Below are 23,817 nucleotides of genomic sequence, written 5' to 3'. Positions count from 1 at the left end.
GATGACGCCCAGGACCCGGCACACCAGACCCCGCGGGCGGACCCGCGGGGCCGGCCGTCGTACGCCTCCGCCCCGGCCGTCACGGTCGCGCGAGCAAACATGTCTGACCCTCCCGCGCGGGTGGAACCCGGGGGACATGAGCAAGACCGCGCTGATCGTCATCGACATGATCAACACCTACGACCATGCGGACGCCGACCGTCTGATCCCGTCCGCCGAGTCGGTCGTACCGGTCGTCTCCGCCCTGCTGGAACGGGCGCGGCGCCGGGACGTGCCGGTGATCTACGTCAACGACAACTTCGGCGAATGGCGCTCCCACCACGGCGAGCTGCTCGACAAGGCCCTGGCGGGGCCGCACGCGCGCCTCGTGGAACCGCTGCTGCCGGACGACTCCTCGCTCTTCGTCGTCAAGGCACGGCACTCGGTCTTCTTCGAGACCCCGCTGGGCTACCTGCTCAACCAGCAGGGCATCGACCGGCTCGTGCTGTGCGGCCAGGTCACGGAGCAGTGCGTCCTGTACTCGTCGCTCGACGCGCACATCCGCCACTTCGACGTGACCGTCCCCCGTGACGCCGTCGCCCACATCCACGCCGACCTCGCGGACGCCGCCCTGCGGATGATGGAACGCAACATGGGCGCGCGGGTGTGCGACAGCGACGAACTGTGGAACTGACCCGCCGCGGACCCGCGGGCCGACACTGGACCCATGCACCGTACCCCCGTCCCGCCCCGTGAGGTCCGCCCCTACCTCGACGAGCTGGTCCACCGCACGCGCGCCGTCTGCGGCCCCCGCCTGGTGAGCGTCCTCGCCGTCGGGTCCCTCGCGCTCGGCGACTACCGGCACGGACGCAGCGACGTCGACGTGACCGTCGTGGTGGACCGCTCGCTTCCCCGGCGCGCCCTGCCCGAACTGGCCGGGGCGCTCGCCCACCCCGCCCTGGCCTGCCCCGCGGCCGGACTGGAACTGGTCGTCTACCCGGCCGACTTCGCCCGCCGTCCGTCCGGCGGCGCGGGGTACCTCATGGACCTCAACACCGGACCGTCCCTGCCCGAGCGGGTCAGCCACGACCCCGGGGAGGGGCCCGCGTTCTGGTACGTCCTCGACCGTTCCCTCGCCCACCAGGCCGGCCTGTCGCTGTTCGGCGCTCCGGTACGGGACGTGATCGCCGCACCGGAGCGGGCCGACGTGCTCGCCGCGCTCCGCGCCTCCGTGCGGGAACACGCCGAGGGGGAGGGGCACACGGCCGACAACCGGGTGCTCAACGGCTGCCGCTCCGTGGTGTGGTGCCGCACCGGCCACTGGTTCGCCAAACGCGCGGCGGCCGGGATCGTCGCCGACGCGGAGGCGGACTTCCGGTCCTTGATCACGGACGCGCTGCGCAGCTTCGAACGCCCCCGCGAGTCCGCGCTCGCGCTGCCCGGGGCGGCGGTCGGGGACTTCCTGGCCTGGGTGGCCGGCCGCGTGGACGAGGCAGCCGCGGCCGAGGGCGGGCACGACGCCCCGGCCTGACCCGCGCCTTGCGTACCGTCGCCCCCGGCCGACGGCTCGACAGCCGCCGGATGTGCCGTCTAGGCTCTCCGGCGCGGCATCGCGTGCCGGTCACCGGCCGGGTGAGGCATGGAGGCGCCGCGGATGCCCATGGAGGCATTGCCCTCGTGTCAGTCGAGTTCAACCACACCATCGTTCTCACCCGTGACCGGGAGAAGTCCGCCCGTTTCCTCGCCCGCGTCCTCGGCCTGGAGGTCGGGGAACCGGCCGGAATGTTCCTGCCGGTGACGACCGCCAACGGAGTCACCCTGGACTTCGCGACCGTCGACATCGACATCCCGGCGCAGCACTACGCGTTCCTCGTCTCCGAGGACGAGTTCGACGCGATCCTCACCCGGCTCGTGGACGCCAAGATCCCCCTCCAGGCCGATCCGCACGGCAGGCACCCCCGCCGTATCAACCGCAACGACGGCGGTCGCGGCGTGTACTTCCGGGACCCGGCGGGCCACGGCCTCGAGGCCATCACCCTCCCGTACGGCACCGATCCGGCCTCGCCGCTGAACGGCGTCACCGAGGAGGTTCCCGGGGCCGTGTAGCCGTGCGGCCGGACCGGGGGCGGGCGTGTTCCGCACGCCCGCCCCCGGCCGGCCGGTTTACGCGCCGCGTGGCGGGCTACGCGACGGACACGGGGAGTCCAGGCCGGCCATGTACCGGGAGGTGCCCATGACCACGCGGATACGGGACGTGATGTCCGCGGACACCGCGTCCGTCGAGCCCATGACGACGGTGGCGCGGGCCGCGCGCCTGATGCGCGAGCAGGACATCGGCGATGTCCTCGTCGCGTACGACTGTGATCTGTTCGGTGTGCTCACCGACCGCGACATCGTGCTGAGGGGCGTCGCCGAGGGGCGCGACCCGGAGGCCACGACGGTCGGTTCCCTGTGCACGCGCCCGCCCCTGGTGACCCTCGACCCCGAGGACACCACCGACCACGCCGTGGAGCTGATGCGGCGGCACGCCGTCCGGCGGCTCCCGGTGGTGGAACGCGGTGGCTGTCCGGTGGGGGTGGTGAGTCTCGGGGATCTCGCCACGACGGAGGATCCGCACTCCGCCCTGGCGGACATCAGCGCGGCGGCGCCCACGCACTGAGCGCGGGTTGTCCGCCCCGCCGCCCCGCCGCTCCGTCCCGTGCCGGGGGCTCCGCCCCCGGACCCCCTTCCCGAACACCGGAGAGGCTGGTTCCGCTGTCACCCGTCCACCGTGAGCGCGCACGTCCAGCCGTACGGCCCCGGGTGGATCCGTAGTTCCTCCCGGGCCACGGCCGTCGGCATCCGTCCGGTGACCCGTACGTCGGTCAGGGCGGCCACCGCCAGGCGTATGTCGAGACCGTCGTCGGTCTCGTCCGCCTCCACGTCGACCGGTACCTGGCCGTACTCCTCCAGCCGGTACAGGATCTCCTCCAGCAGCGCCGCCAACAGATCGTCGTCACTGGCCCCGGCCAGCCGGACGCGGCCCACGTCCGTGGGCCGCACCCCGGAGACGTCGGCGAAGCACTCCACCATCGCCGCCACCGCCTCCCCCAGACAGTTCTCCCGGCTCGCCGCCCACGCCTCGATCCGGAACTCGTCCTCCTGCGCCACCGCCCGGTGCCCGCTCTCGTCCGGCCACCGCGCCTGCCCGTAGTCGCTCGTGTCACCGACCATGGAACCCGCCTGCCCGACGACCGCGCACCCATGCCGGGCGCCGGGCGCTTCGAGTGCCGGAGAGCGGGGTACACGGGTGCGGACCAGGTGCTTCAGGTGCCGTCTCCGGTATGGAGGGAGGGCATCCGTCATGCGGTTCCATGACCGCCGGCAGGCCGGCCGCGAACTGGCCGCACGGCTGCGGGAGAGGCAGGACGAGGGGGCCCTGCCCGATCCCGTCGTGCTGGCCCTTCCCCGCGGCGGTGCCGCCGTGGCCGTCGAGGTCGCCGGGGCACTGGACGCCCCGCTCGACGTCCTCGTCGTACGGAAGATCGGCGCCCCCTTCCACGAGGAGTTCGGCGTCGGCGCGATGGCCGGCGACGGGGTTCCGCTCCTCGACCAGGACGCCCTGCGGCGGCTGGGCATCGACGAGGCCGACCTCGCGCCCGTCGTCGAGCGCGAGCGCACCGAGCTGCGCCGCCGCGAACAGCGCTACCGCCAGGGCCGCCCCGCCCCCGAGCTGCGCGGACGGACCGTCATCGTCGTCGACGACGGGCTGGCGACCGGCTCCACCGCCCGCGCCGCGCTGCGCGCCCTGCGGGCACAGGACCCCGGGCACCTCGTGCTGGCCGTTCCGGTCGGCGCGGCGGAGGGCGTCGCGCTGATGCGCTCCGAGGCCGACGAGGTGGTGTGCCTGCACGAGCCGGTCGCGTTCATGGCCGTGGGCCAGTGGTACGAGGAGTTCGACCAGCTGACGGACGACGACGTCCTGGACGCGCTGCACCAGCGGCAGCCCCGGTAGGGCCGGTCCGGCGGATCACGCGGGACCGCGGGATCCGGCACACCCGGCCGCGGCGCCGTCGCCGGCCGCACATGCTCAAGGCGGTCGCCCACGGCCCCGGCGCCGCCCTGATCCCGCGGATCCCGCGCCTCGCCCGTCTCGCCCCGGACCCGCCGGTCACCCGTGTGTGCCGTACCGGCGACCCGCGTCGCGGACCGCCGACCCGCGCCCGCGGCGGTCACGCCCGCCCGGCGGTCCCTGCCGCCCCGCGGGAACCGCGTGAGCCGGCCCCCGCGGCGGCCGCCCGGGAGCGGGACGGCGTCCATGCCGTTCGGGTGTCCGTGGGGGCCCGCCGGAGGGGCGCCGGCAGGGGGCGGGTCGCCGGCGGATCACTGCCCCGGTGCTCCCGCCCGCAGCCCGTCCATGATCAGGTCCAGCAGCCGGGCGGCGCGCGGCTGCCAGTCCTCGGCCGGATCGAGCTGCCAGAGGCCGCCGATGGCGAGGATGAGGTCGTCCGCGGTCACGCCGGGGCGGATGGATCCGGCCTCCTCGCAGCGGCGCAGCAGCAGTTCCGCCGCCTCGGTCACCGGGCTGTGTCCCGGCTTCGCCGGGCTCCCCGGCCCGCTGGTGGCCTGCCGGATGGCGTCGGCCAGCCCGGCCTTGGCCATGGCGAAGCGGGCCAGCCCGTCCATCCACTCGCGCAGCGCGCAGGCGGGCTCCAGCACGCTCAGCAACTGCGCCGCGCTGTCCGCCACCTGCCGCATCTCGTACCGGTAGATCTCCAGGACGAGTGCCTCGCGGCTGGGGAAGTTCCGGTAGAACGTGCCCTGCCCGACGCCCGCCTTCTTGGCGATCACGCTCAGCGGGGTGTCCGCCGAGCGCGTGAGTTCGACGAGGGCCACCTCCAGGATGCGCTCGCGGTTGCGCTGCGCGTCCGAGCGCAGGGGCGCCGCCGTGCTCCGCGGTGTCCGTGCGCACGGGGACGCTTCCTTCTTGTGTCCCACTGGCCCTCCTCCCGGGTCGTGACCGAAACCCGTCCTTGCTAACCGGACAACTGTCCACTACGTTTTCAGGGGTAGCGGACAGCTGTCCGTTTCGGGTCCATCGTATCGGCGGACACGGACGGCGGGACACCCGGTGGCATGCCCCCGACGACCGGTGTGTTCCCGGCCCTTCCCCCTCTTCCGCATGGTCCCGGACACCCCGCCTTCCGTACAGCCCCATGTCATCGACTCGTTCCGCCTTCCAGATCCGTGAAAGAAGGCTGCTCATGGCCCCCTCGACGTCCAGCAGCGTCACCCTGAACATCAACGGCGAGAAGCACACACTGTCCGTCGACCACCGCACCACCCTGCTCGACGCGCTGCGCGAGCGCCTCGACCTGACCGGCACCAAGAAGGGCTGCGACCAGGGACAGTGCGGCGCCTGCACGGTCCTGGTCGACGGCCGCCGCACCGTGTCCTGCCTGCAACTGGCCGTCGCGTCCGACGGACGCGAGATCACCACCGTGGAGGGCCTGGCCGACGGGGACCGGCTGCACCCGGTGCAGCAGGCCTTCCTCGACCTGGACGGCTTCCAGTGCGGCTACTGCACGCCCGGCCAGATCTGTTCGGCCGTCGCCGTCATCGAGGAGCACGCGGCGGGCTGGCCCAGCGCCGTCACCGGGGACGTGCGTCCCGAGGCGGGACCGCCGCCCCTGACCCCCGAGGAGATCAGGGAACGCATGAGCGGCAACCTGTGCCGCTGCAGCGCGTACGTGCAGATCGTCGAGGCGGTCGCCCGCGCGGCCGCCGAGAGCCGGACCGAGACCGAGGAGGCCGCGGCATGAGGGAGTTCGACTACCGGCGCGCCGACGACGTCTCCGGCGCGGTGGCGCTGCTCGACGCCGACCCCGACGCCCGCTACCTCGGCGGCGGCACCAACCTCGTCGACCTGATGAAGAACGGCGTCGAGCGCCCGGCCCGGCTCGTCGACGTCCGCGCCCTCCCGCTGGACCGGATCGAACCGGCCGACGGCGGCGGACTGCGCATCGGCGCCACCGTCACCAACAGCGACCTCGCCGCGCACCCCGGCGTCCGCCGGGACTACCCGGCCCTCGCCCAGGCCGTACTCGCCGGTGCCTCCGGGCAGTTGCGCAACATGGCCACCGTCGGCGGCAATCTGCTCCAGCGCACCCGCTGCGGCTACTTCACCGATGTGACCAAGCCCTGCAACAAGCGGGCGCCCGGCAGCGGTTGCCCCGCGATCGAGGGCGAGCACCACAACCACGCCGTCCTGGGCGCCTCCGACCACTGCGTGGCGATCCACCCCTCCGACATGGGAGTGGCGCTGACCGCCTTCGACGCGGTCGTCTCCTACGAGACCGCCGACGGGCCGGGGGAGTTGCCGCTGGCCGATTTCTACCTGCCGGTGGGTGACACCCCGCACCGGGAGACCGCCCTGCCGCCCGGCGCGCTCATCACCCACGTCACCCTGCCGCCCGCGCCGGTCGCCGCCCGCTCGCGCTACCGCAAGGTCCGCGAACGCGCCTCGTACGCCTTCGCGATCGGCTCGGTCGCCGCCGCCCTCGACGTCAGCGGGGGAGTCGTCCGCGAGGCCCGCCTCGCCCTCGGAGCCGTGGCGTCCCGGCCCTGGCGGGCCCGCGCCGCCGAACGCGTACTGAACGGCGCCCCGGCCACCGCGGAGTACTTCGCGGCGGCCGCGGACGCCGAACTCGCGGCCGCCAGGCCGCTGCCCGACAACGGATACAAGGTGACCCTCATGCGCAACCTCGTGGTGGCCGTGCTCTCCGAACTCGCCGAGGAGGCCGCCCGATGACCACCGCCACGACCGGCACCACCACGGCGGGAGCCGTCGGCACCGCGCACACCCGCGTCGAGGGCCGCGACAAGGTCACCGGCGCCGCCCGCTACGCCGGCGAGATCCCCTTCGCCGATCTCGCCCACGGCTGGCTGGTGCTGTCCACCGTCGCCCGCGGCCGGATCCTGTCCGTCGACACCGGACCCGTGCTCGGCATGCCGGGCGTGCTCACCGTCCTGCACCACAAGAACGCCCCGCGCCTCGACACCGACTACATCGGGATGCTGGGCGTTCCGCCGGACCCGACGGCCGCCGTCTTCCAGAACGACCGGGTCCCGCACGCCGGCTGGCCCGTCGCACTGGTCGTCGCCGAGACGTCCGAGCAGGCCCGGGAGGCCGCCGAGCGGCTCGTCGTCACCTACGAGCAGGAGCCGCACGACATCGAGCTCTCCGCCGGCCGCCCGGACGCCTACGCGGCGGACGGGCACATGCCCGCGGTGACGGAGAAGGGCGACCTGGAGGCCGGACTCGCCGCCTCGGCCCATGTGGTGGACGCCGAGTACACCACGCCCGAAGAACACCACGCCATGATGGAGCCGCACGCGGCGACCGCCCTCTGGGACGGCGGCCGGCTCGAGGTCGTCGACTCCAACCAGGGCACCACCTGGGTCGCCGACGAGCTCGCGCGGATGTTCTCGCTGGACGCGTCCGCGGTACGGGTGCGCTCCGAGCACATCGGCGGCGGCTTCGGCAGCAAGGGCGTACGGGCCCACCAGGTGTCCGCCGTGATGGCCGCGACCGTCCTGCGGCGGCCGGTCCGCGTCGTGCTGACCCGGCGTCAGATGTTCTCGCTCACCGGCTACCGCAGTCCCACCGTCCAGCGGGTCCGGCTCGGCGCCGACGCCGACGGCCGGCTGCGCGCCCTGGAGCACCGCTCACTGAACCAGACGTCCACGGTCTGGGAGTTCGTCGAGCCGAGCGCCGGTGTGGCGCGCGTGATGTACGACGCCGACGCCCACCGCACCTCCAACGAGGTCGTACGGCTGGACGTGCCGTCCCCGACGTGGATGCGCGGGCCGGGCGAGGCGCCCGGATCGTTCGCCCTGGAGTCGGCGCTCGACGAACTGGCCGAGCGGTGCGGGATCGACCCCGTCGAGCTGCGGCTGCGCAACGATCCCGAGCGCGGCCCGGTCTCCGGACTGCCGTTCGCCGGCCGCAACCTCGCCGCCTGCTTCCGCGAGGGCGCCCGCCGCTTCGGCTGGGCCGGCCGCGACCCCCGCCCGGGGACGCGCCGCGAGGGGCGCTGGCTGCTCGGCACGGGCACGGCCGCGGCCTCCTTCCCCTCGGGTGCCCTTCCGTCGACGGCCGCGGTGACCGCGGAGGCGGACGGCACCTTCACCGTGCGGATCGCCGCGGCCGACATCGGCACCGGGGCGCGCACGGCGCTCACCCTGGTCGCCGCCGACGCGCTGCGGGTGCCCACCGACCGGGTCCGGGTGCGCATCGGCGACAGCGACTTCGGCCCGGCGGGGATCGCGGGCGGCTCCATGGGCACCCGCTCCTGGGCCTGGGCGGTCACGGCCGCCGCCGGGGAACTGCGGGAGCGGCTCGTTCCGGGAGGCGTCGTGCCGCCGGAGGGCATCACCGTACGGTCCGACACCACCGCCGCCCTCGCCGGCCTCGCCCAGAAGGAGCGGCACTCCTTCGGGGCGCAGTTCGCCGAGGTGGCCGTGGACGTCACCACCGGTGAGGTGCGGGTGCGCCGGATGCTCGGCATCTTCGCGGCGGGCCGGATCGTCAACCCGCTCACCGCGCGCGGTCAGCTCGTGGGCGGCATGACCTGGGGCATCTCGATGGCCCTGCACGAGGAGGCGGTCCGGGACCGGGCCTCCGGCGGCCTCTACGGCGCCGACCTGGCCGGCTACCACGTCGCCACCCACGCCGACGTGCCGGCGGTCGAGGCGGACTGGATCGACGACCCGGACCCCGACGACCCCGTCGGCATCAAGGGCGTCGGCGAGGTCGGCATCGTGGGCGCGGCGGCGGCCGTCGCCAACGCGGTCTGGCACGCGACCGGCGTACGGCACCGGAACCTGCCCATCCGTCCCGACCGGGTACTGGAGGCGGGAGGACCGCGTGTTTGACATCGCCGGCGAGCTGCACCGCTGGCTGGCCGAGGGCCGGGAGTTCGCCGTGGCCACGGTGGTGTCCGTGGGCGGCAGCGCGCCGCGCGGCCCCGGCGCCGCCCTCGCCGTCGACCGTGAGGGCACGGCGATCGGCTCGGTGTCCGGCGGGTGCGTGGAGGGCGCGGTGTACGAACTGTGCGCCCGGGCGCTGGCGGACGGCGAGACCCGTGTCGAACGGTTCGGCTACAGCGACGAGGACGCCTTCGCCGTCGGTCTGACCTGCGGCGGGGTCATCGACATCATGGTGACCCCGGTCGGCCGGCAAGCCCCCGCCCGGCAGGTGCTCGGGGCGGCGCTGTCGACCGTCCTGCGGGGCGGGCCGGGGGCGCTCGCCCGGGTCGTCGAAGGCCCGGCGGAACTCCTCGGCAGGGCCCTGTTCGTCCACCCGGACGGGACGTACGAGGGAGGCCTCGGCGGGGTTCCCGAGCTGGACCGGACGGCGGCCGGGGAGGCCGGGGCCCTGCTGGAGGCCGGCCGCACCGGCACGGTCCGCGTCCAGGAGGACGGGTCGTACTGCCCCGGCGGGCTGACCCTGCTCGTGGAGTCCTCGGTGCCGCCGCCCCGCATGATCGTCTTCGGGGCGATCGACTTCGCGGCGGCGCTGGTGCGGGTGGGCAAGTTCCTCGGCTACCACGTCACGGTGTGCGACGCGCGGCCCGTGTTCGCGACCGGGGCCCGCTTCCCGGAGGCCGACGAGGTCGTGGTCGACTGGCCGCACCGCTATCTGCGGGGCACGGAGACCGACGCGCGCACGGTGCTGTGCGTCCTCACCCACGACGCCAAGTTCGACGTACCGCTGCTGGAGGTGGCTCTGGGGCTGCCGGTGGCGTTCGTCGGCGCGATGGGTTCCCGGCGCACCCACGCCGACCGGGAGCGGCGGCTGCGGGAGGCGGGGGTGGGGGAGCGGGAGCTGGCCCGGTTGCGCTCTCCGATCGGTCTCGATCTCGGGGCGCGTACTCCGGAGGAGACGGCGCTGTCCATCGCGGCGGAGATCGTCGCCGGCCGTCGGGGCGGTACGGGGGTTCCCCTGACGGGCCTGCGGACGCCGATCCACCGTGACGGGCGGTCCGCGTCGGCGGCTGCCTGAGTTTCTTGGACACGGGGCCGGTTCCCGCCGCGTCGGGTGAGGGGTTTTCGCCCCCGCCGCCCCTTCCCGTTCCCGTCCCCGGGGGCGCTGCCCCCAGACCCCCGCTCCTCAAACGCCGGAGAGGCTAATTCCAGCCTCTCTGGGGGTACCCCCTCTGGGGGAGTTTGAGGAGCGGGGTCTGGGGCGGAGCCCCAGGTTCGGGACGGGAAGGGGCGGCGGGGGCGAGGGGATCAGGCCGCGGCCGGCTCGCCGGCGAGGCCGTGGAGGCGGGTGACGACCTCGGTCAGCTGGGCGGCGACCTCGGCGTCGTCGGCCGGGTGGGTCTCGGCGAAGCGGGTCACCGAGCCGGGGATGGAGAGCTTGATGTCCTCGATCACCTTGCCGCCCGCGATGCCCACGGACTTGCGGGCCTCGTCGTGGGCCCAGACACCGCCGTACTGGCCGAAGGCGGTGCCGATCACGACGACCGGCTTGCCGCTGATGGCGCCGGCGCCGTAGGGACGGGACAGCCAGTCGATGGCGTTCTTCAGGACGGCCGGCATCGTGCCGTTGTACTCGGGCGTGAAGAGCAGCAGCGCGTCGGCGCCCGCGGCGGCCTCGCGCAGCGCGACGGCGGCGGCCGGCACGGTGCCCTCGACGTCGATGTCCTCGTTGTAGAAGGGGATCTCCGCGAGCCCCTCGTAGAGCGCCACCTCGGCGCCCGCGGGGGCGAGCTTGACGGCGGTCTCGGCGAGCTGACGGTTGTGCGAACCGGCGCGGAGGCTGCCGACGAGGGCGAGGATGCGAACAGACATGGGGAAACTCCAGGGGGCGCTGAAATATTGCCGAAACAATCCGGACCGGGGTCCGTTTCTTCTTTGTAGCACTCTAACCGGACCGCGGTCCAGTTTCTTCCCGATGCTTTACGCTGGCTTCATGTCCGCCGCGCCACCGCCCGTCCCGGCATCCCAGGACCCCGTACAGCCGCAGGAGTTGCCGCAACTCGGCACCGACCCCGACGAGCCCTGCCTGCGTGCCGACGCCGCGCGCAACCGGGCCCGCCTGCTGGAGGCGGCCGCGCTGCTCGTGGCCGAGCGCGGGGCCGACGGCATCACCATGGAGGAGGTCGCGGCGGCAGCCCGCGTGGGCAAGGGGACGGTCTTCCGCCGCTTCGGCGACCGCACCGGTCTGCTCACCGCCCTCCTCGACCACTCCGAGAAGAAGTTCCAGGCCGCCTTCCTCACCGGACCCCCGCCGCTCGGGCCGGGCGCGCCCCCGGTCGAACGGCTGCGCGCCTTCGGCCTCGCGATGCTCCGCCGCGCCGCAGAGGAGCTGGAACTGCAACTGGCGGCCGAACCGGAAGCCGGCCGCCGCTTCACCAGCCCGCCCCGCCGCGTCCTGTGCCACCACGTGACCCTGCTGCTGCGCGAGGCGGTCCCGGACGCGGACTGCGAGGTCCTCGCCCACACGCTGATGGCCCAGCTCGACCCCGCCCTGATCCACCACCTGATACGTCAGTGCGGCATGCCGCCGGAGCGGCTGGAGTCCGCGTGGCTGGACCTGGTCGACCGGGTGACGGGCCAGGCGCCCGACCGCTGACGGTGTATCAACTCCCCCGGATGACAGCCCGGTTACGGCTTCTGCGAGGATGCCGTACGTCATGGTGCAGATAACGAACACGCCCGCGCCCGCGCCCCCCGCACCGACGCGCTCCGTACCCACGAGTGCCGATGTGGCCCGCCTGGCCGGCGTCTCGCGCGCGACCGTCTCCTACGTCCTGAACAACGCCGGTGCCGTCCGGATCAGCGAACCCACCCGCCGCCGGGTCCGCGAGGCCGCGAAGGAACTCGGGTACGTGCCGCACGCGGCGGCCCGCAGCCTGCGCGCCGGACACAGCCGTACGGTCCTGATGCCCGCGCCCGCCTTCCCCGTCGGACCGCTCTACAGCCAGTTCATCAACGATCTCCAGAGCGCCCTCGCCGGCCTCGACTACACGGTCGTGCAGTACGGCACCGTCGGCCTGCACGACGACGAGGCCGCCCGCGCCTGGGCCGAGCTGCGGCCCGTGGCGGTCCTGGTCCCCGGCTCCGGACTGAGCCCGCGCGGTGTCGAGGTGCTCAAACGCTCTGGGGCGCGGGCCGTCGTCACCCTCGGCCCCGAACCCGTCGACGGTGCGCACACCCTGCTCATGGACCACGACGTCGTCGGGCACAGCGCCGGCGCCCACCTCTTCGACCGGGGCCGCCGCCGGATCGGCGTGGTCGTCCCGAGAGAGCCCGGCCTGGAGGCGTTCTCCGCGCCCCGCCTGGCCGGCGTGCGCGCCGCCCTGCGCGGCACCGACGCCACGGTCACCGAGCTGCCCCTGGCGCACGACGAGGGCGCCGCCGCCCGGCTGGCCGCCCGCTGGCGCGAGCTCGGCCTCGACGCCGTGTTCACGTACAACGACGAGTACGCGATGCTGCTGATGCGAGCGCTCCAGGACGAAGGCGTCCGCATCCCGGAGGAGACCGCCGTCATCGGCGCCGACAACCTGATGCTGGGCCGGCTGCTGCGCCCCCGCCTGAGCACCGTCCACCTGGAACTGCCGTCCGGCCGCGAACTGGCCGGACTGGTCGACCGCGCGGTACGCGACCCGGCCACGGCCCCCGGGGCCCACAAGGTGCTGGGGGCGTCGGTGATCCGACGCGAGTCGAGCTGACTCTAAAGGGGCGCGGGGCTGTGCCGACATGCGGCTCCGCCGCGTGGGCGCGAACGGGGGTCCGGGGACGGAGCCCCCAGGGACGGGAAGGGAAGGGGCGGCGGGGGCGAGAACCCACCCCACCGCCGCCGAGGCCGCCTCAGGCGCCCGGCGCCTCCCCCTGCCGCGCCTGCTGCTCGGCGATCTGCTTGCGGACCTCGTCCATGTCCAGCTTGCGGGCCTGCCCGATGACGTCCGTCAGAGCGGCCTCGGGCAGCGCACCCGGCTGGGCGAACACGGCGACCTGGTCACGCACGATCATCAGCGTCGGGATCGACTGGATGCCGAAGGCCGCGGCCAGCTCCGGCTGCGCCTCGGTGTCCACCTTGCCGAACACCAGGTCCGGGTTCTCCTCCGCCGCCTTCTCGTACACCGGCGCGAACTGGCGGCAGGGACCGCACCAGGCCGCCCAGAAGTCGATCAGTACGAACTCGTTGTCCGTGACCGTCTGGTCGAAGTTCTCCTTGGTGAGCTCCACGGTGCTGCTCATCACGCGTTCCCTCTTCCTGGGGTCGGGTCGGGCCGTCGGCACAACACGGCCGGGCGGTCACGTATTCCGCGCCCCTACCCATGTGGCCACAGCGCACACCACCCATCAGACTGACGCCATGACGGAAACGCAATCGACGCAACCGGAATCAACCGCCTACGACGTCGTGGTGCTCGGCGCCGGACCCGTGGGCGAGAACGTCGCCGACCGCACTCGCGCCGCCGGGCTCACCACCGCGGTCGTGGAGAGCGAACTGGTCGGCGGCGAGTGCTCCTACTGGGCGTGCATGCCCAGCAAGGCCTTGCTGCGCCCGGTCATCGCCCGGGCCGACGCCCTGCGCCTCCCCGGCCTGAGCCGGTCCGTCCAGGGGCCCCTGGACGCCGACGCCGTACTCGCCCGCCGGAACTCCTTCACCTCCGACTGGAAGGACGACGGCCAGGTCCGCTGGCTGGAGGGCACCGGAGCCGACCTGTACCGCGGCCAGGGACGGCTCACCGGTCCGCGCACCGTCACCGTCACGGACGCCGACGGCGGCAGGCGGGTCCTCACCGCCCGGCACGCCGTCGCCGTCTGCACCGGCAGCCGCGCCCAGCTGCCCGACCTGCCCGGACTCGACGGGGTCCGGCCCTGGACCAGCCGCGAGGCCACCGGCGCGCAGTCCGTGCCCGGCCGGCTGGTCGTGGTCGGCGGCGGGGTCGTCGCCACCGAGATGGCCTGCGCCTGGCAGGCCCTCGGCTCGCGGGTCACCGTCCTCGTCCGCGGCGAGAGCCTGCTGAACCGCATGGAGCCGTTCGCCGGCGAGATGGTCGCCGAGGCGCTCACCGAGGCCGGCGCCCAGATCCGCACCGGTACCTCGGTGAAGTCGGTGACCAGGGAGAACGGCACGGTCCTGGTCGTCACCGACGACGGTGACCGGATCGAGGCCGACGAGATCCTCTTCGCCACCGGCCGCGCCCCGCGCACCGACGACATCGGCCTGGAGACGATCGGTCTGGAGCCCGGCTCCTGGCTCACCGTGGACGACAGCCTCCGCGTCACCGGCCATGACTGGCTGTACGCCGTCGGCGACGTCAACCACCGGGCCCTCCTCACCCACCAGGGCAAGTACCAGGCCCGGATCGCGGGCGCCGCCATCGTCACCCGGGCCGCCGGGGAGCCCGTACGGGCGGAGGACTGGGGCGCGCACGCCGCCACCGCCGACCACACCGCCGTCCCCCAGGTCGTCTTCACCGACCCGGAGGCGGCCTCCGTCGGCCTCTCCCTGGCCGAGGCGCAGCGGGCGGGCCACCGCGTCCGCGCCGTCGACGTCGACCTGTCCTCGGTCGCCGGCGCCGCCCTGTACGGCGACGGCTACAAGGGCCGCGCCCGCATGATCGTCGACCTCGAGGAGGAGATCCTGCGCGGCCTCACCCTCGTCGGCCCCGGCGTCGGCGAACTCATCCACTCCGCGACCATCGCCGTCGCCGCCCAGGTCCCGATCGCCCGCCTGTGGCACGCGGTCCCGTCCTATCCCACGATCAGCGAGATCTGGCTCCGCCTCCTGGAGGCCTACCGGGACGCCTGAGCCCGATGAGCCCGTCCGCCTCCTTCAGCCCGTCTGGGGGTGCCCCCTCTGGGGGAGTTTGAGGACGAGGCCCGAAGGGCCGACGGGGGTCTGGGGGCGAAGCCCCCAGGGAAGGGAAGGGAAGGGGCGGCGGGGGCGAACCACTCCGGGGAACGACGGCCGGCGGTCCGGTCCGACAGAGGACGACGGCCAAGGCGTCCGACGCCGAGCACCCCGGTCCTCCGGCAGGCGGCCTCCGCCCGCCGGAGGACCGGCCCGAGATCACGGCAGCTCGAAGCCCAGCTCCCGGGCCGCCCCCTCCGGCGTCGGCTGCGACCAGCGTTCCGTCACGGACCGGTTGGACGACAGCGATCGCGGCTCGGCCCGGTCGAGGTACAGCGTGCCGTCGAGGTGGTCCGTCTCGTGCTGCACGATCCGCGCGGGCCAGCCGGTGAACACCTCGTCCAGCGCCCGCCCGTGCTCGTCCTGCCCCCGCAGCCGCACCTCGGCGGGCCGCGCCACCACCGCCTGGTACCCCGGCACGCTCAGGCACCCCTCGAAGAACCCGACCCGCCGGGTGCCGACCGGCTCGTACACCGGATTGACCAGCACCCGGAACGGCTGCGGCACCCGCCCGCGCGCGAGGCGCACCTCCTCCGGGACCGGTGCCGGGTCCTCGATCACCGCGATCCGCAGCCCCACCCCGACCTGCGGCGCGGCCAGCCCGACCCCCGGCGCCGCGCGCATGGTGACCCGCAGCGCCGCCACGAAACGGGCCAGCAGCTCGGGCCCCAACTGCCCGTCGTACGGCTCGGTACCACCGCGCAGCACCGGGTCACCGGCCGCGACTATGGGCAACGGCCCTTTCATGGCGAGCAGTTGCTCGACCCGCTCGGTCAGGGGCGCGCGATCGTCCGGAGTTCCCATCCCGTCAGGATCGCACGCCCTTCCTATGTGATTCAGGTCACACAAAACTCCCGGGAACCGGACGCCCCGCCGCCCCGACTACTGCACCACCACCCCGCCCGCCGAGACGTCCCCGGGAGAACCCCACCGATGACCACCGCTCTCTCGCCCCCCACGGACGAGGCACCGAAACCCCCCGCCTCCGAACCCGCACCCGCGAAGAGCGCCCGGACCGGCCTGCGCCCCCTCGTCCTGCGCCTGCACTTCTACGCGGGCGTCCTGGTCGCGCCGTTCCTCCTCGTCGCCGCCCTCACCGGCCTGCTGTACGCCGCCTCGTTCCAGGCCGAGAAGATCGTCTACGACCATGAGCTGACCGTCCCCGTCGGCGACCGCAAGCTGCCCGTGTCCGAGCAGGTGGCCGCCGCCCGCGAGGCCCACCCCGAGGGCACGGTCTCCGCCGTGCGCCCCTCGCCCGAAGCGGACGCCACCACGAGGGTGATGCTGTCCGGCATACCGGGTGTGGACCCCGGCCACACCCTGGCCGTGTTCGTCGACCCGTACACCGCGAAGGTGCGCGGCGAACTGGAACAGTACGGTTCCTCGGGCGCGCTGCCCCTGCGCACCTGGATCGACGAGTTCCACCGCGATCTGCACCTCGGTGAACCGGGCCGTCTCTACAGCGAGTTCGCCGCGAGCTGGCTGTGGGTGATCGCGGGCGGGGGACTGGTGCTGTGGTTCTCCCGGCGCCGCGCCCTGCGCAAGCTGCGCGGCACCAGCGGGCGGCGCCGCACGCTGGCCCTGCACGGCGGGGTGGGCGTGTGGGCCGCGGCCGGCTTCATCTTCCTCTCGGCGACCGGCCTGACCTGGTCCACCTACGCCGGCGCGAACATCGGCGAGCTGCGCACCTCCCTCGGCCAGGAGACCCCCTCGGTGTCGGCCGCGGCGGCCGGCGAACACGCGGGCCACGACGCGGCCGGCGGCACGGCGGGCGACGCGGCGCACGGCGTCGGCCTGGACAAGGTCCTCGCGGCGGCACGGGCCGAGGGCCTGGGCGACCCGGTGGAGATCGTGCCGCCCGCCGACGAGAAGTCCGCGTACGTCGTACAGCAGATCCAGCGCAGCTGGCCCGAGAAGCAGGACTCGGTCGCCGTCGACCCCGCCTCCGGCGAGGTCACCGACGTCCTGCGGTTCGACGACTACCCGGTCCTCGCGAAACTCACCCGCTGGGGCATCGACCTGCACACCGGCAACCTGTTCGGCCTGGTGAACCAGATCGCCCTGATGGCCCTGGCTCTCACCCTGATCCTGCTGATCCTGTGGGGCTACCGCATGTGGTGGCAGCGGGGCCGCGGCTCCGCCTTCGGCCGGCCGATCCCGCGCGGGGCCTGGCAGCAGGTGCCGCCGTACGTACTCGTCCCCCTGCTGGCGGCGATCACCGTCCTGGGCTACTTCGTCCCGCTGCTCGGCATCCCCCTGGCGGTGTTCCTCGCCGTCGACATCGTGCTCGGGGAGGTGGCCCACCGCCGGGGCCGGCGCACGTACACGAGCGGCACGGCGGCGCGCTGACGCGCGGTGCCCGGCTCCCCGTCGCGGGGAACCGGGCACCGGCCCGTCCTCATTCCTCGTCCCTCACTCCTCGTCGAAGGAGCCGTCCAGCGCGGCGGCGATCCGCAGGTGCGGCCGGGCCTCGTCGTCCCGCCCCTGCCGCTGGAGGGTGCGCCCCAGCATCAGCCGGGCGTAGTGCTCCACCGGATCACGCTCCACGAGGACCCTCAACTCCGCCTCCGCGCGCCGCAGTTGCGCCGAGTGGTAGTAGGCGCGCGCCAGCAGCAGCCGCGGGCCGGTCTGCTCCGGCACCTCCTCGACCAGCCCGCCGAGAACGCGCGCGGCGGCGGCGTAGTCCTTGGCGTCGAAGAACATCCCGGCGCGCTCCCAGCGCTCGGCCGGCGTCCCGTGGTCGTAGTACGTGGTGTCCACTTCTGGCCTCCTTCGAGGCCGACAACGGGCCCGGCCGGTCCCGTATTCCAGGCACCGGCCGGTCAGGTCGCCAGGCCCTGGCGGTAGGCGTAGACCACTGCCTGGACGCGGTCGCGCAGGCCGAGTTTGGAAAGGATGCGGGAGACGAAGGTCTTCACGGTCTCCTGGCTGATCAGCAGGGCCGCGGCGATCTCGCTGTTGGACAGGCCGTCCGCGATGAGGCGGAGGACCTCCAGCTCGCGGGGGGTCAGGGGGAGGTCCCGCGGCGCCCCGTCCTCGGCGGGGCGGATCCGGGCGGCGTACCGGCCCACGAGCTGGCGGGTCACCTCCGGGTCCAGCAGCGCCGCGCCCATGGCCACGGTCCGGATGCCGTGGAGCAGCCGGTCCGGCGGCGCGTCCTTGAGGAGGAACCCGCTCGCCCCCGCGCGCAGCGCCTCGTAGACGTACTCGTCCAGGTTGAACGTCGTCACCACGAGCACCTTCACCGGATGCGGCACCCCCGCGCCGGCCAGCAGGCGGGTGGCCTCGATGCCGTCGAGCACCGGCATGCGCACGTCCATCACCACGACGTCCGGACGGAGCCGGCCGGCGAGGTCGACGGCGGTCTGCCCGTCGCCGCACTCGCCGGCCACCTCCAGGTCGGGCTGGGCGTCGATGATGGTCGTCAGGCCGGTGCGGATCAGCATCTGGTCGTCGCAGACCAGGACCCGGATCGGTGCGGTCATGCCGTGTTCCCCGTCGGTACCGTGTTCTCCGTCGTCGCCGTGTCCCCCGCCGGCGCCGTGCCCCCTGCCTGCACCGTGCCCCCTGCCTGCACCGTGCTCCCCGTCGGTATGCGGGCCCGTACGACGAAGCCGCCGCCCGTCTCCGGTCCCGCGCTGAAGTCGCCGCCCAGGACGTCGACCCGCTCCCGCAGGCCCGCCAGGCCCCGGCCGCTCCCGCCGGGGGAGGAGGAGACCGGGGTGCCGGAACCGTCCGTGCCGACCTCCACGGTGATCTGCCGTTCGCTGTGCCGCACCACGACCCGGGTGGCGCCGCCGTGAGCGTACTTGAGGGCGTTCGTCAGGGCCTCCTGCACGACCCGGTAGGCGACGAGGTCGGCGCTGCCGGTCGACGGGGCCGGCGTGCCCTCCTCGGTGAACTCCACCGGCTGCCCGGCCCGGCGGGTCTGCTCCACCAGCGTGAGGAGCCGGCCGACGGGCGGTGTCCTGGCCTCGGGGCCGTGGTCGGGGTTGAGCAGGTCGAGCAGGTGCCGCAGGTCGGTGATGGCCCGTCGGCCGGTGTCGCTGACGGCGGTCAGCGTCTGGTCCAGCCGGTCGGGCGCGGCGGTCAGATAGCGGGCCGCCTCGGCCTGTACGACCATGGCCGTCACATGGTGGGTCACCACGTCGTGCAACTCGCGGGCGATCCGGGCGCGTTCGGCGGTCCGGGAGTTCTCGGCGACGCGGTGCCGGCGCTCGGCCTCCGCGACCCGGGTGGCGCGCAGCCACGCCCCGGTGCCCCACGCGAGGGCCACCGCCAGGTAGAACGTCACGAACTCGCTCACCGGCTCGCCCGGGCCCAGCCGGTGGAACGCGACCGTCAGCGCCGCGTAGGCGACGGTGCACAGGGCCATGGCGGTGCGCCGGTACCGCTCCAGGTACGCCCCGGCGCTCAGCAGCGCGACGGGCAGCGCGGTGCCCGCGGGGGAGTGGTAGCCGCGGAGCTGGTCGAGGGCGAACCCGGCCACCACCAGGGCGAGGCAGACGGCCGGCCACCGCCGGCGCACGGCGAGCGGAAGGGCCTGGAGGGCCACCGCCACGAAGGCGAGCGTGTCGAAGGGACGCTCCGGCACGCCGCCGAGGAGCGTTCCGTGGTTCTGGAAGTCCGGCCACAGCGACAGGGAGAGGACGAGCAGCCCGAGCAGAAGGTCCCTGACGGTGACGTCCAGCCGGTGCCACGTCTCCTGGAGCCGGTGAGGAGCGATCACCGGGGCAGTCTAGCGGTGGCGTCGGTTCGCTCCGCGCGCCGGCGGCGGGGCATCAGATTGCCGCGCCGGTGGGCCAGCCACAGGAACCCGATCGTCAGCAGCACACCGAACAGCACCGAGTACACGCTTCCCTCCGGGCCGAAGTCGCCGCCGGTGATCCACTTGTTGCCCGACATCGTGGAGTCCAGCAGCCCCTGCTCGGTGTCGTTGCCCGAGACCACGGTGCTGAAGATGCCGCCCGCGGCGAAGTTCCAGCCGAAGTGCACGCCGATCGGCACCCACAGGTTGCGGGTGGCGACGTACGCGGCGGCGAGCATGCCGCCGGCCTCGATCGCGATGGCGAAGGCGCCCCACGCCGTGGCGTCCGGGTTGGGCAGGTGCGCCAGGCCGAACAGCAGCGCGGTCAGCGTCAGCGCGATCCAGGTGCCCAGGTACTCCTCGACGATCCGGAACAGCACCCCGCGGAACAGCAGTTCCTCGGTGACGGCGGCGGCGGCCATGAAGCCGAAGAGTCCGGCCGTGCCGCTCAGGGAACCCAGGCCGTGCACCTCGTAGTTCCCGGAGGTGAAGAGGTTCGTGATGACCATGCCGAACATCACGACGCCGATCAGCGTTCCCCGGCCGAACGCCGGCGCGGCACCGGCCGGGTCCAGCTCCGTGACCGGCCGGCGCTCGGTCCGTCCCACCACCCACCGGTAGACCGGCACCGAGAGCACGGCGGTCAGCGTCCCGAGGGCGAGCGTGAGCCACGGGTTGTCCCGCACCGCGCTCACGCTCTGTCCGCCTATGGCGGAGATCGCCGCCACGGCCAGAAGCTGCCAGACCACTCTCATCGATGACTCCTTCGTCGGATCCGCGGCCCGGTGCCGCGTGTCGTGAGGGACGCTACGGATCCGGCGGCCGGAAATCGTCACCGCACAGTGGACACTTGCCTGTAGCTCGCACGGGGGACAGGGCGCGTCCCATGGCCGCACTCGATATGTGTGGCGAACTGTCGACCGGTCTTGAGCGGCACCCAGATGAAATGGATTTCTTGAGCCCGGGAAGCGCACGCGCCGACTGAGCCCTCCGCTCACTCCGCGGGTAAGGCCGAATCCGCCTCGTAGCTGCTGTGACCTGCTGAGAAGCCGGAAGAACAGAAGATCCAAAAGGTCCGTGCCCCGGCGATGGCACGACCGGAGGAATGGTGCGCATCGGCCAATTCTTGTCGAACTGTCGCCCTCAACACGCCAGTTGACGCCCCAGCGGCACGTTAACACCGTCCGCTGAAATCGATTTCGACGCTGGCCGGCCCGAGTCCCACCGGGAGCACAGTCAATGCGCAGATCCACCCCATCATCCAGACCGGCAGGGCCCCTGGGCCGTGCCCTGGCCACGGCCCTGCTCGCCCTCGGCACGGTGCTGACGGTCGTGCCGCCGGGCTCGGCCGCGGCCGGCACCCCGCCGGACGCCGTACGGACCGCGGAGACCCGGGCGACGGCCGCCGCCGCTTCACCTCCGGCGAGCGACTTCTTCTCGACCGTCGCCGTGGACGCGGCGGCCACCGTCGGCGCGCCCGCGGCCGGCGACAACCGGGACCACGGCGACCTCTGGCCCAACTGCTGGTCCGGCGACGACAACGTGTACGCCGCCTACGGCGACGGGACCGGATTCGGCGCCGGCTTCAGCGACATCGGGGTCGCGAGGATCTCCGGCATGCCCGGCGCACTGACCGGATCACAGCTCTCCACCGACGTAGGCCAGATCTGGAACGCGGGCCACAACCGCAAGCCCACCGGCATGGCCTGTGTGAACGGCGACCTCTACCTCGCGGTGCAGGACCTGGCGCACGACTTCAACGACGCCCCGGCCGCGACGATCGCCAGGTCCACCGACAAGGGCCGCACCTGGACCTGGGACCACAACCGGTCGATGTTCGGCGGCGGCGTCTTCACCACGGTGATGTTCCTGGACTACGGCAAGAACCACGCCAACGCCCCCGACGACTACGTCTACGGCCTGGACCACAACTGGCGGGACTCCTTCGACAACACCGTCCCCGATCCCGTCGACCTGTACCTGGCCCGCGTCCACAAGAACTCCGTCATGGACGAGAACGCCTGGCAGTACATGTCCGGCACGGACGCCTCCGGCAACCCGGTCTGGTTCACGGAGATCTCGCAGCGCAAGCCCGTCCTCCACGACGACCGGCGCGTCTACCAGAACGTCCTCGCCCCCGGCCGGGCACACGACATGACGGTCCTCAGCCAGGGTGGCGTCGTCTACAACAAGCCGCTGAACCGCTACCTCTACACCTCCTGGACCGAGTACACCTTCGAGTTCTACGAGTCACCGACCCCCTGGGGCCCCTGGAAGCACTTCGCGACCAAGGCTTCGGCGGCTACCCCTGGACCCACTCCAAGCACGGCGGCTACGCGACCACGATCCCGTCGAAGTACATCGGCGCCGACGGCAAGTCGATGTGGCTCCAGTCCAACGTCTGTCCCTGCGGCGGCGGTTACCCGCAGGGCGACCATTACGCGTACACCTTCTCCCTGCGGAAGCCGAGCCTGGAGCCGCGCCGCGACACCACTCCGGGAAACGCCGCCGGCCCGGGCCGCAACCTCGCCCGCGAACCCGGCACCGTGCCGGTCCAGCGGGCCACCCACTTCGGCAAGGACGCCCTCTACGCCGACGGCAACCGCGACCAGAGCGAGGACGACTGGAACGACGAGCGCAAGGACGCCAGTTGGTGGGGCTACACCTGGCCGCGCCAGTACATGATGAACAAGGTCACCTACACCACGGGCGACATGTTCGCGGACGGCGGCTGGTTCGCCGGTGACCTGAGGGTGCAGGCGCGGCGCGACAACCGGTGGGTGGACGTGTCGGGGCAGCGCGTGGGGCCCGAGTACCCGTACAGCGACGCCGCGGGCGCGCACCGGACCTACACCTTCTCCTTCGACCCGACGGCGGGCGACGGCGTACGGATCATCGGCCGGCCCGGCGGGACGAAGACCTTCACCTCCCTCGCGGAGCTCGAGGTCCACTACGGCGACGCGGGCGGCCTGATGCTCGGCGGTTCACCGACCGACGTGACCGGTGACGGCAAGGACGACATCGTCACGTTCACCCGCGGCACCGCAGCGGAGGTCTACGCGGTCCCCTCGGACGGCACCGCGTTCACCGGCGGAGGCAAGTGGAACGACTTCTTCGGCCTCGCCGGAGAGACGACCCTCTGACACCACCCGTTCCACCCCGACCGGCCCGGCCGGCCGCGGCTCTCGTTTCCCCGTACGGGTCCGCGGCCGGCCGGGCCTTCCCCCTTCCCGCCCACTCGGTTTCCCTGCTCATGTGTTCGGGGTCACATGCCGGGGAATGAGTTGCGTGCGTGGGAGGAACCGTATCCACGGGCGACCGCTCGGGGCCCGGATGCGACGATGAGGGGCCATGACTGCTGGGTGGGTTGCTCGCACGGGACGGGCCGCGGTGTTCGCGGGCGTCTGTGTCGTGCTCGCCGCCCTGGGGCACGTCATGATGTCCGGCGACCACGTTCCCCTCTGGACGCTGGCGGCCGGCTGGGCCGCCACCGGCGCCGTGGGCTGGGGACTCGCGGGACGTGAGCGCGGACTCCCGCTGATCACCGCCGTCGCCGTCGCCGCCCAGACGGTTCTGCACACGGCCTTCTCCCTGACGGAGCCCGCCCACGCCGACCTTATGGACGGGACGGACGGGAGCGCGATGCCGCACGGCATGCACTCCACGCCCATGCCCATGCCCATGCCCATGGGGACGGGTACGGGCATGGAGGGACACATGACGCCCTCCGGCGACTCCTCCGCCGGCATGCTCGCCGCCCACCTGCTGGCCGCGCTGCTGTGCGGCCTGTGGCTCGGGTACGGCGAGCGGGCGGTGTTCCGGGTACTGCGGACCGTCGGCGGATGGCTGGCCGCCCCGCTGCGACCGCTGTTCCTCACGCAGGTGCCGACGGTCCGCCCGCCGCTCCGCGTCCGCCGGCGCCGCCGCTCGGACCGGGTACCACGGCTCCTTGCCCTCGTCCACGCGATCACCTTGCGCGGTCCGCCCGCCGGGACCGCTGCCGCCTGACGGCAGCCGGTGACACCCCGGGCCGCCCCTGCGCGCCCCGGGCTCCGGCCGTGTGCCGGTACAGCCCTGTTCCGCGTACCGCCCGCGGCCGTATCCCCGCCGACCG

At 73.4% G+C, this 23,817-nt stretch carries 24 protein-coding genes; 15 read left to right on the top strand and 9 right to left on the bottom strand.

Going from position 1 to position 23,817, the window contains the following annotated elements:
* Nucleotides 1–136: 136 nt before the first annotated feature.
* The 4 genes from IH50_RS0120335 to IH50_RS0120320 all read left to right on the top strand — a co-directional run bounded on the left by IH50_RS0120335 (nucleotide 137) and on the right by IH50_RS0120320 (nucleotide 2,638).
* Nucleotides 137–673 (top strand): cysteine hydrolase family protein, encoded by a 537-nt coding sequence (locus IH50_RS0120335; protein WP_030863981.1) that lies wholly within the window; start codon nucleotides 137–139, stop codon nucleotides 671–673.
* 33 nt (nucleotides 674–706) lie between these two features.
* A complete protein-coding gene (locus tag IH50_RS0120330; protein ID WP_030863979.1) occupies nucleotides 707–1,510 on the top strand; it encodes an aminoglycoside adenylyltransferase domain-containing protein in 804 nt (267 codons plus the stop codon).
* A 146-nt stretch (nucleotides 1,511–1,656) separates the two neighbouring features.
* Nucleotides 1,657–2,085, top strand: a complete 429-nt coding sequence (locus tag IH50_RS0120325; RefSeq protein WP_030863977.1) for a VOC family protein — start codon at nucleotides 1,657–1,659, stop codon at nucleotides 2,083–2,085.
* A 127-nt stretch (nucleotides 2,086–2,212) separates the two neighbouring features.
* Nucleotides 2,213–2,638, top strand: coding sequence for a CBS domain-containing protein (locus IH50_RS0120320; RefSeq protein WP_030863975.1), 426 nt, complete (start codon nucleotides 2,213–2,215; stop codon nucleotides 2,636–2,638).
* Nucleotides 2,639–2,736: 98 nt separating this feature from the next.
* Here IH50_RS0120320 and IH50_RS0120315 read toward each other — a convergent pair whose 3' ends face one another.
* A complete protein-coding gene (locus IH50_RS0120315) occupies nucleotides 2,737–3,192 on the bottom strand; it encodes an archease (RefSeq protein WP_030863973.1) in 456 nt (151 codons plus the stop codon).
* A 130-nt stretch (nucleotides 3,193–3,322) separates the two neighbouring features.
* Between IH50_RS0120315 and IH50_RS0120310 the strand changes: the two genes are divergently transcribed.
* The gene (locus IH50_RS0120310) at nucleotides 3,323–3,973 is read left to right on the top strand and encodes a phosphoribosyltransferase (RefSeq protein ID WP_030863971.1); all 651 of its coding nucleotides are present in this window, start codon (nucleotides 3,323–3,325) and stop codon (nucleotides 3,971–3,973) included.
* A 368-nt stretch (nucleotides 3,974–4,341) separates the two neighbouring features.
* Here IH50_RS0120310 and IH50_RS0120305 read toward each other — a convergent pair whose 3' ends face one another.
* Nucleotides 4,342–4,956 carry a TetR/AcrR family transcriptional regulator gene (locus IH50_RS0120305; RefSeq protein WP_051767387.1) on the bottom strand — a complete coding sequence of 205 codons (615 nt, stop codon included), beginning with the start codon at nucleotides 4,954–4,956 and terminating at the stop codon, nucleotides 4,342–4,344.
* 266 nt (nucleotides 4,957–5,222) lie between these two features.
* On the opposite strand from IH50_RS0120305, the gene IH50_RS0120300 reads away from it, so the two are divergent.
* The 4 genes from IH50_RS0120300 to IH50_RS0120285 are packed head-to-tail and all read left to right on the top strand — an operon-like array spanning nucleotide 5,223 to nucleotide 10,024.
* Entirely contained in the window at nucleotides 5,223–5,780 is a 558-nt protein-coding gene (locus IH50_RS0120300; protein WP_030863968.1) for a 2Fe-2S iron-sulfur cluster-binding protein, read from the top strand.
* Nucleotides 5,777–6,769: an FAD binding domain-containing protein gene (locus IH50_RS0120295; protein WP_030863967.1), complete on the top strand. Its 993-nt coding sequence runs from the start codon at nucleotides 5,777–5,779 to the stop codon at nucleotides 6,767–6,769. The genes IH50_RS0120300 and IH50_RS0120295 overlap by 4 nt, the downstream gene beginning before the upstream one ends.
* Nucleotides 6,766–8,895, top strand: coding sequence for a xanthine dehydrogenase family protein molybdopterin-binding subunit (locus IH50_RS0120290; RefSeq protein WP_030863966.1), 2,130 nt, complete (start codon nucleotides 6,766–6,768; stop codon nucleotides 8,893–8,895). The genes IH50_RS0120295 and IH50_RS0120290 overlap by 4 nt, the downstream gene beginning before the upstream one ends.
* Entirely contained in the window at nucleotides 8,888–10,024 is a 1,137-nt protein-coding gene (locus tag IH50_RS0120285; RefSeq protein ID WP_030863965.1) for an XdhC family protein, read from the top strand. Before IH50_RS0120290 ends, IH50_RS0120285 begins: the two co-directional genes overlap by 8 nt.
* Nucleotides 10,025–10,254: 230 nt before the next feature.
* Here the strand turns inward: IH50_RS0120285 and IH50_RS0120280 are convergent, their stop codons facing one another.
* Entirely contained in the window at nucleotides 10,255–10,818 is a 564-nt protein-coding gene (locus IH50_RS0120280; protein WP_030863963.1) for an NADPH-dependent FMN reductase, read from the bottom strand.
* Between the two features lie 121 nt (nucleotides 10,819–10,939).
* On the opposite strand from IH50_RS0120280, the gene IH50_RS0120275 reads away from it, so the two are divergent.
* Together IH50_RS0120275 and IH50_RS0120270 are read left to right on the top strand one after the other, a co-directional pair.
* A complete protein-coding gene (locus IH50_RS0120275; protein WP_037872580.1) occupies nucleotides 10,940–11,602 on the top strand; it encodes a TetR/AcrR family transcriptional regulator in 663 nt (220 codons plus the stop codon).
* Nucleotides 11,603–11,663: 61 nt separating this feature from the next.
* Nucleotides 11,664–12,701, top strand: a complete 1,038-nt coding sequence (locus tag IH50_RS0120270; protein WP_037872619.1) for a LacI family DNA-binding transcriptional regulator — start codon at nucleotides 11,664–11,666, stop codon at nucleotides 12,699–12,701.
* Between the two features lie 139 nt (nucleotides 12,702–12,840).
* Here IH50_RS0120270 and trxA read toward each other — a convergent pair whose 3' ends face one another.
* Nucleotides 12,841–13,230 (bottom strand): thioredoxin, encoded by a 390-nt coding sequence (gene trxA / locus IH50_RS0120265; protein WP_030863954.1) that lies wholly within the window; start codon nucleotides 13,228–13,230, stop codon nucleotides 12,841–12,843.
* A 118-nt stretch (nucleotides 13,231–13,348) separates the two neighbouring features.
* On the opposite strand from trxA, the gene IH50_RS0120260 reads away from it, so the two are divergent.
* Complete coding sequence (locus tag IH50_RS0120260) at nucleotides 13,349–14,794, top strand: dihydrolipoyl dehydrogenase family protein (RefSeq protein WP_030863951.1); 1,446 nt, start codon at nucleotides 13,349–13,351, stop codon at nucleotides 14,792–14,794.
* Nucleotides 14,795–15,055: 261 nt separating this feature from the next.
* Here IH50_RS0120260 and IH50_RS0120255 read toward each other — a convergent pair whose 3' ends face one another.
* Nucleotides 15,056–15,700: a peptide deformylase gene (locus IH50_RS0120255; protein ID WP_030863948.1), complete on the bottom strand. Its 645-nt coding sequence runs from the start codon at nucleotides 15,698–15,700 to the stop codon at nucleotides 15,056–15,058.
* Nucleotides 15,701–15,829: 129 nt separating this feature from the next.
* Here IH50_RS0120255 and IH50_RS0120250 point away from each other — a divergent pair, with 129 nt between their 5' ends.
* Complete coding sequence (locus tag IH50_RS0120250) at nucleotides 15,830–17,245, top strand: PepSY-associated TM helix domain-containing protein (protein WP_030863947.1); 1,416 nt, start codon at nucleotides 15,830–15,832, stop codon at nucleotides 17,243–17,245.
* Between the two features lie 63 nt (nucleotides 17,246–17,308).
* Here IH50_RS0120250 and IH50_RS0120245 read toward each other — a convergent pair whose 3' ends face one another.
* From IH50_RS0120245 to IH50_RS0120230, 4 genes are all read right to left on the bottom strand, one after another.
* The gene (locus IH50_RS0120245; RefSeq protein WP_030863944.1) at nucleotides 17,309–17,656 is read right to left on the bottom strand and encodes a tetratricopeptide repeat protein; all 348 of its coding nucleotides are present in this window, start codon (nucleotides 17,654–17,656) and stop codon (nucleotides 17,309–17,311) included.
* A gap of 62 nt (nucleotides 17,657–17,718) precedes the next feature.
* Nucleotides 17,719–18,381, bottom strand: a complete 663-nt coding sequence (locus IH50_RS0120240; protein WP_030863941.1) for a response regulator — start codon at nucleotides 18,379–18,381, stop codon at nucleotides 17,719–17,721.
* Complete coding sequence (locus IH50_RS0120235) at nucleotides 18,378–19,625, bottom strand: sensor histidine kinase (protein ID WP_078914043.1); 1,248 nt, start codon at nucleotides 19,623–19,625, stop codon at nucleotides 18,378–18,380. Before IH50_RS0120235 ends, IH50_RS0120240 begins: the two co-directional genes overlap by 4 nt.
* Nucleotides 19,622–20,458, bottom strand: a complete 837-nt coding sequence (locus IH50_RS0120230; RefSeq protein ID WP_030863936.1) for a CPBP family intramembrane glutamic endopeptidase — start codon at nucleotides 20,456–20,458, stop codon at nucleotides 19,622–19,624. The genes IH50_RS0120235 and IH50_RS0120230 overlap by 4 nt, the downstream gene beginning before the upstream one ends.
* Before the next feature lie 484 nt (nucleotides 20,459–20,942).
* Between IH50_RS0120230 and IH50_RS39945 the strand changes: the two genes are divergently transcribed.
* Together IH50_RS39945 and IH50_RS0120220 are read left to right on the top strand one after the other, a co-directional pair.
* A complete protein-coding gene (locus IH50_RS39945; RefSeq protein WP_199822110.1) occupies nucleotides 20,943–22,388 on the top strand; it encodes a DUF4185 domain-containing protein in 1,446 nt (481 codons plus the stop codon).
* Nucleotides 22,389–23,054: 666 nt separating this feature from the next.
* Nucleotides 23,055–23,711 (top strand): hypothetical protein, encoded by a 657-nt coding sequence (locus IH50_RS0120220; protein ID WP_078914042.1) that lies wholly within the window; start codon nucleotides 23,055–23,057, stop codon nucleotides 23,709–23,711.
* Nucleotides 23,712–23,817 lie beyond the last annotated feature (106 nt).

Origin of the sequence: Streptomyces sp. NRRL S-37, from assembly GCF_000721605.1 — a bacterium.
Lineage (GTDB): Bacteria > Actinomycetota > Actinomycetes > Streptomycetales > Streptomycetaceae > Streptomyces.
This window is presented reverse-complemented; position numbering and strand designations above follow the sequence as displayed.

Coding starts and splice junctions, on each gene's coding strand:
- IH50_RS0120335 (WP_030863981.1), top strand. CDS start 137: ATGAGCAAGACCGCGCTGATCGTCATCGACATGATCAACACCTACGAC.
- IH50_RS0120330 (WP_030863979.1), top strand. CDS start 707: ATGCACCGTACCCCCGTCCCGCCCCGTGAGGTCCGCCCCTACCTCGAC.
- IH50_RS0120320 (WP_030863975.1), top strand. CDS start 2,213: ATGACCACGCGGATACGGGACGTGATGTCCGCGGACACCGCGTCCGTC.
- IH50_RS0120315 (WP_030863973.1), bottom strand. CDS start 3,192: ATGGTCGGTGACACGAGCGACTACGGGCAGGCGCGGTGGCCGGACGAG.
- IH50_RS0120310 (WP_030863971.1), top strand. CDS start 3,323: ATGCGGTTCCATGACCGCCGGCAGGCCGGCCGCGAACTGGCCGCACGG.
- IH50_RS0120300 (WP_030863968.1), top strand. CDS start 5,223: ATGGCCCCCTCGACGTCCAGCAGCGTCACCCTGAACATCAACGGCGAG.
- IH50_RS0120295 (WP_030863967.1), top strand. CDS start 5,777: ATGAGGGAGTTCGACTACCGGCGCGCCGACGACGTCTCCGGCGCGGTG.
- IH50_RS0120290 (WP_030863966.1), top strand. CDS start 6,766: ATGACCACCGCCACGACCGGCACCACCACGGCGGGAGCCGTCGGCACC.
- IH50_RS0120280 (WP_030863963.1), bottom strand. CDS start 10,818: ATGTCTGTTCGCATCCTCGCCCTCGTCGGCAGCCTCCGCGCCGGTTCG.
- IH50_RS0120275 (WP_037872580.1), top strand. CDS start 10,940: ATGTCCGCCGCGCCACCGCCCGTCCCGGCATCCCAGGACCCCGTACAG.
- IH50_RS0120270 (WP_037872619.1), top strand. CDS start 11,664: ATGGTGCAGATAACGAACACGCCCGCGCCCGCGCCCCCCGCACCGACG.
- trxA (WP_030863954.1), bottom strand. CDS start 13,230: ATGAGCAGCACCGTGGAGCTCACCAAGGAGAACTTCGACCAGACGGTC.
- IH50_RS0120260 (WP_030863951.1), top strand. CDS start 13,349: ATGACGGAAACGCAATCGACGCAACCGGAATCAACCGCCTACGACGTC.
- IH50_RS0120255 (WP_030863948.1), bottom strand. CDS start 15,700: ATGGGAACTCCGGACGATCGCGCGCCCCTGACCGAGCGGGTCGAGCAA.
- IH50_RS0120250 (WP_030863947.1), top strand. CDS start 15,830: ATGACCACCGCTCTCTCGCCCCCCACGGACGAGGCACCGAAACCCCCC.
- IH50_RS0120240 (WP_030863941.1), bottom strand. CDS start 18,381: ATGACCGCACCGATCCGGGTCCTGGTCTGCGACGACCAGATGCTGATC.
- IH50_RS0120230 (WP_030863936.1), bottom strand. CDS start 20,458: ATGAGAGTGGTCTGGCAGCTTCTGGCCGTGGCGGCGATCTCCGCCATA.
- IH50_RS39945 (WP_199822110.1), top strand. CDS start 20,943: ATGCGCAGATCCACCCCATCATCCAGACCGGCAGGGCCCCTGGGCCGT.
- IH50_RS0120220 (WP_078914042.1), top strand. CDS start 23,055: ATGACTGCTGGGTGGGTTGCTCGCACGGGACGGGCCGCGGTGTTCGCG.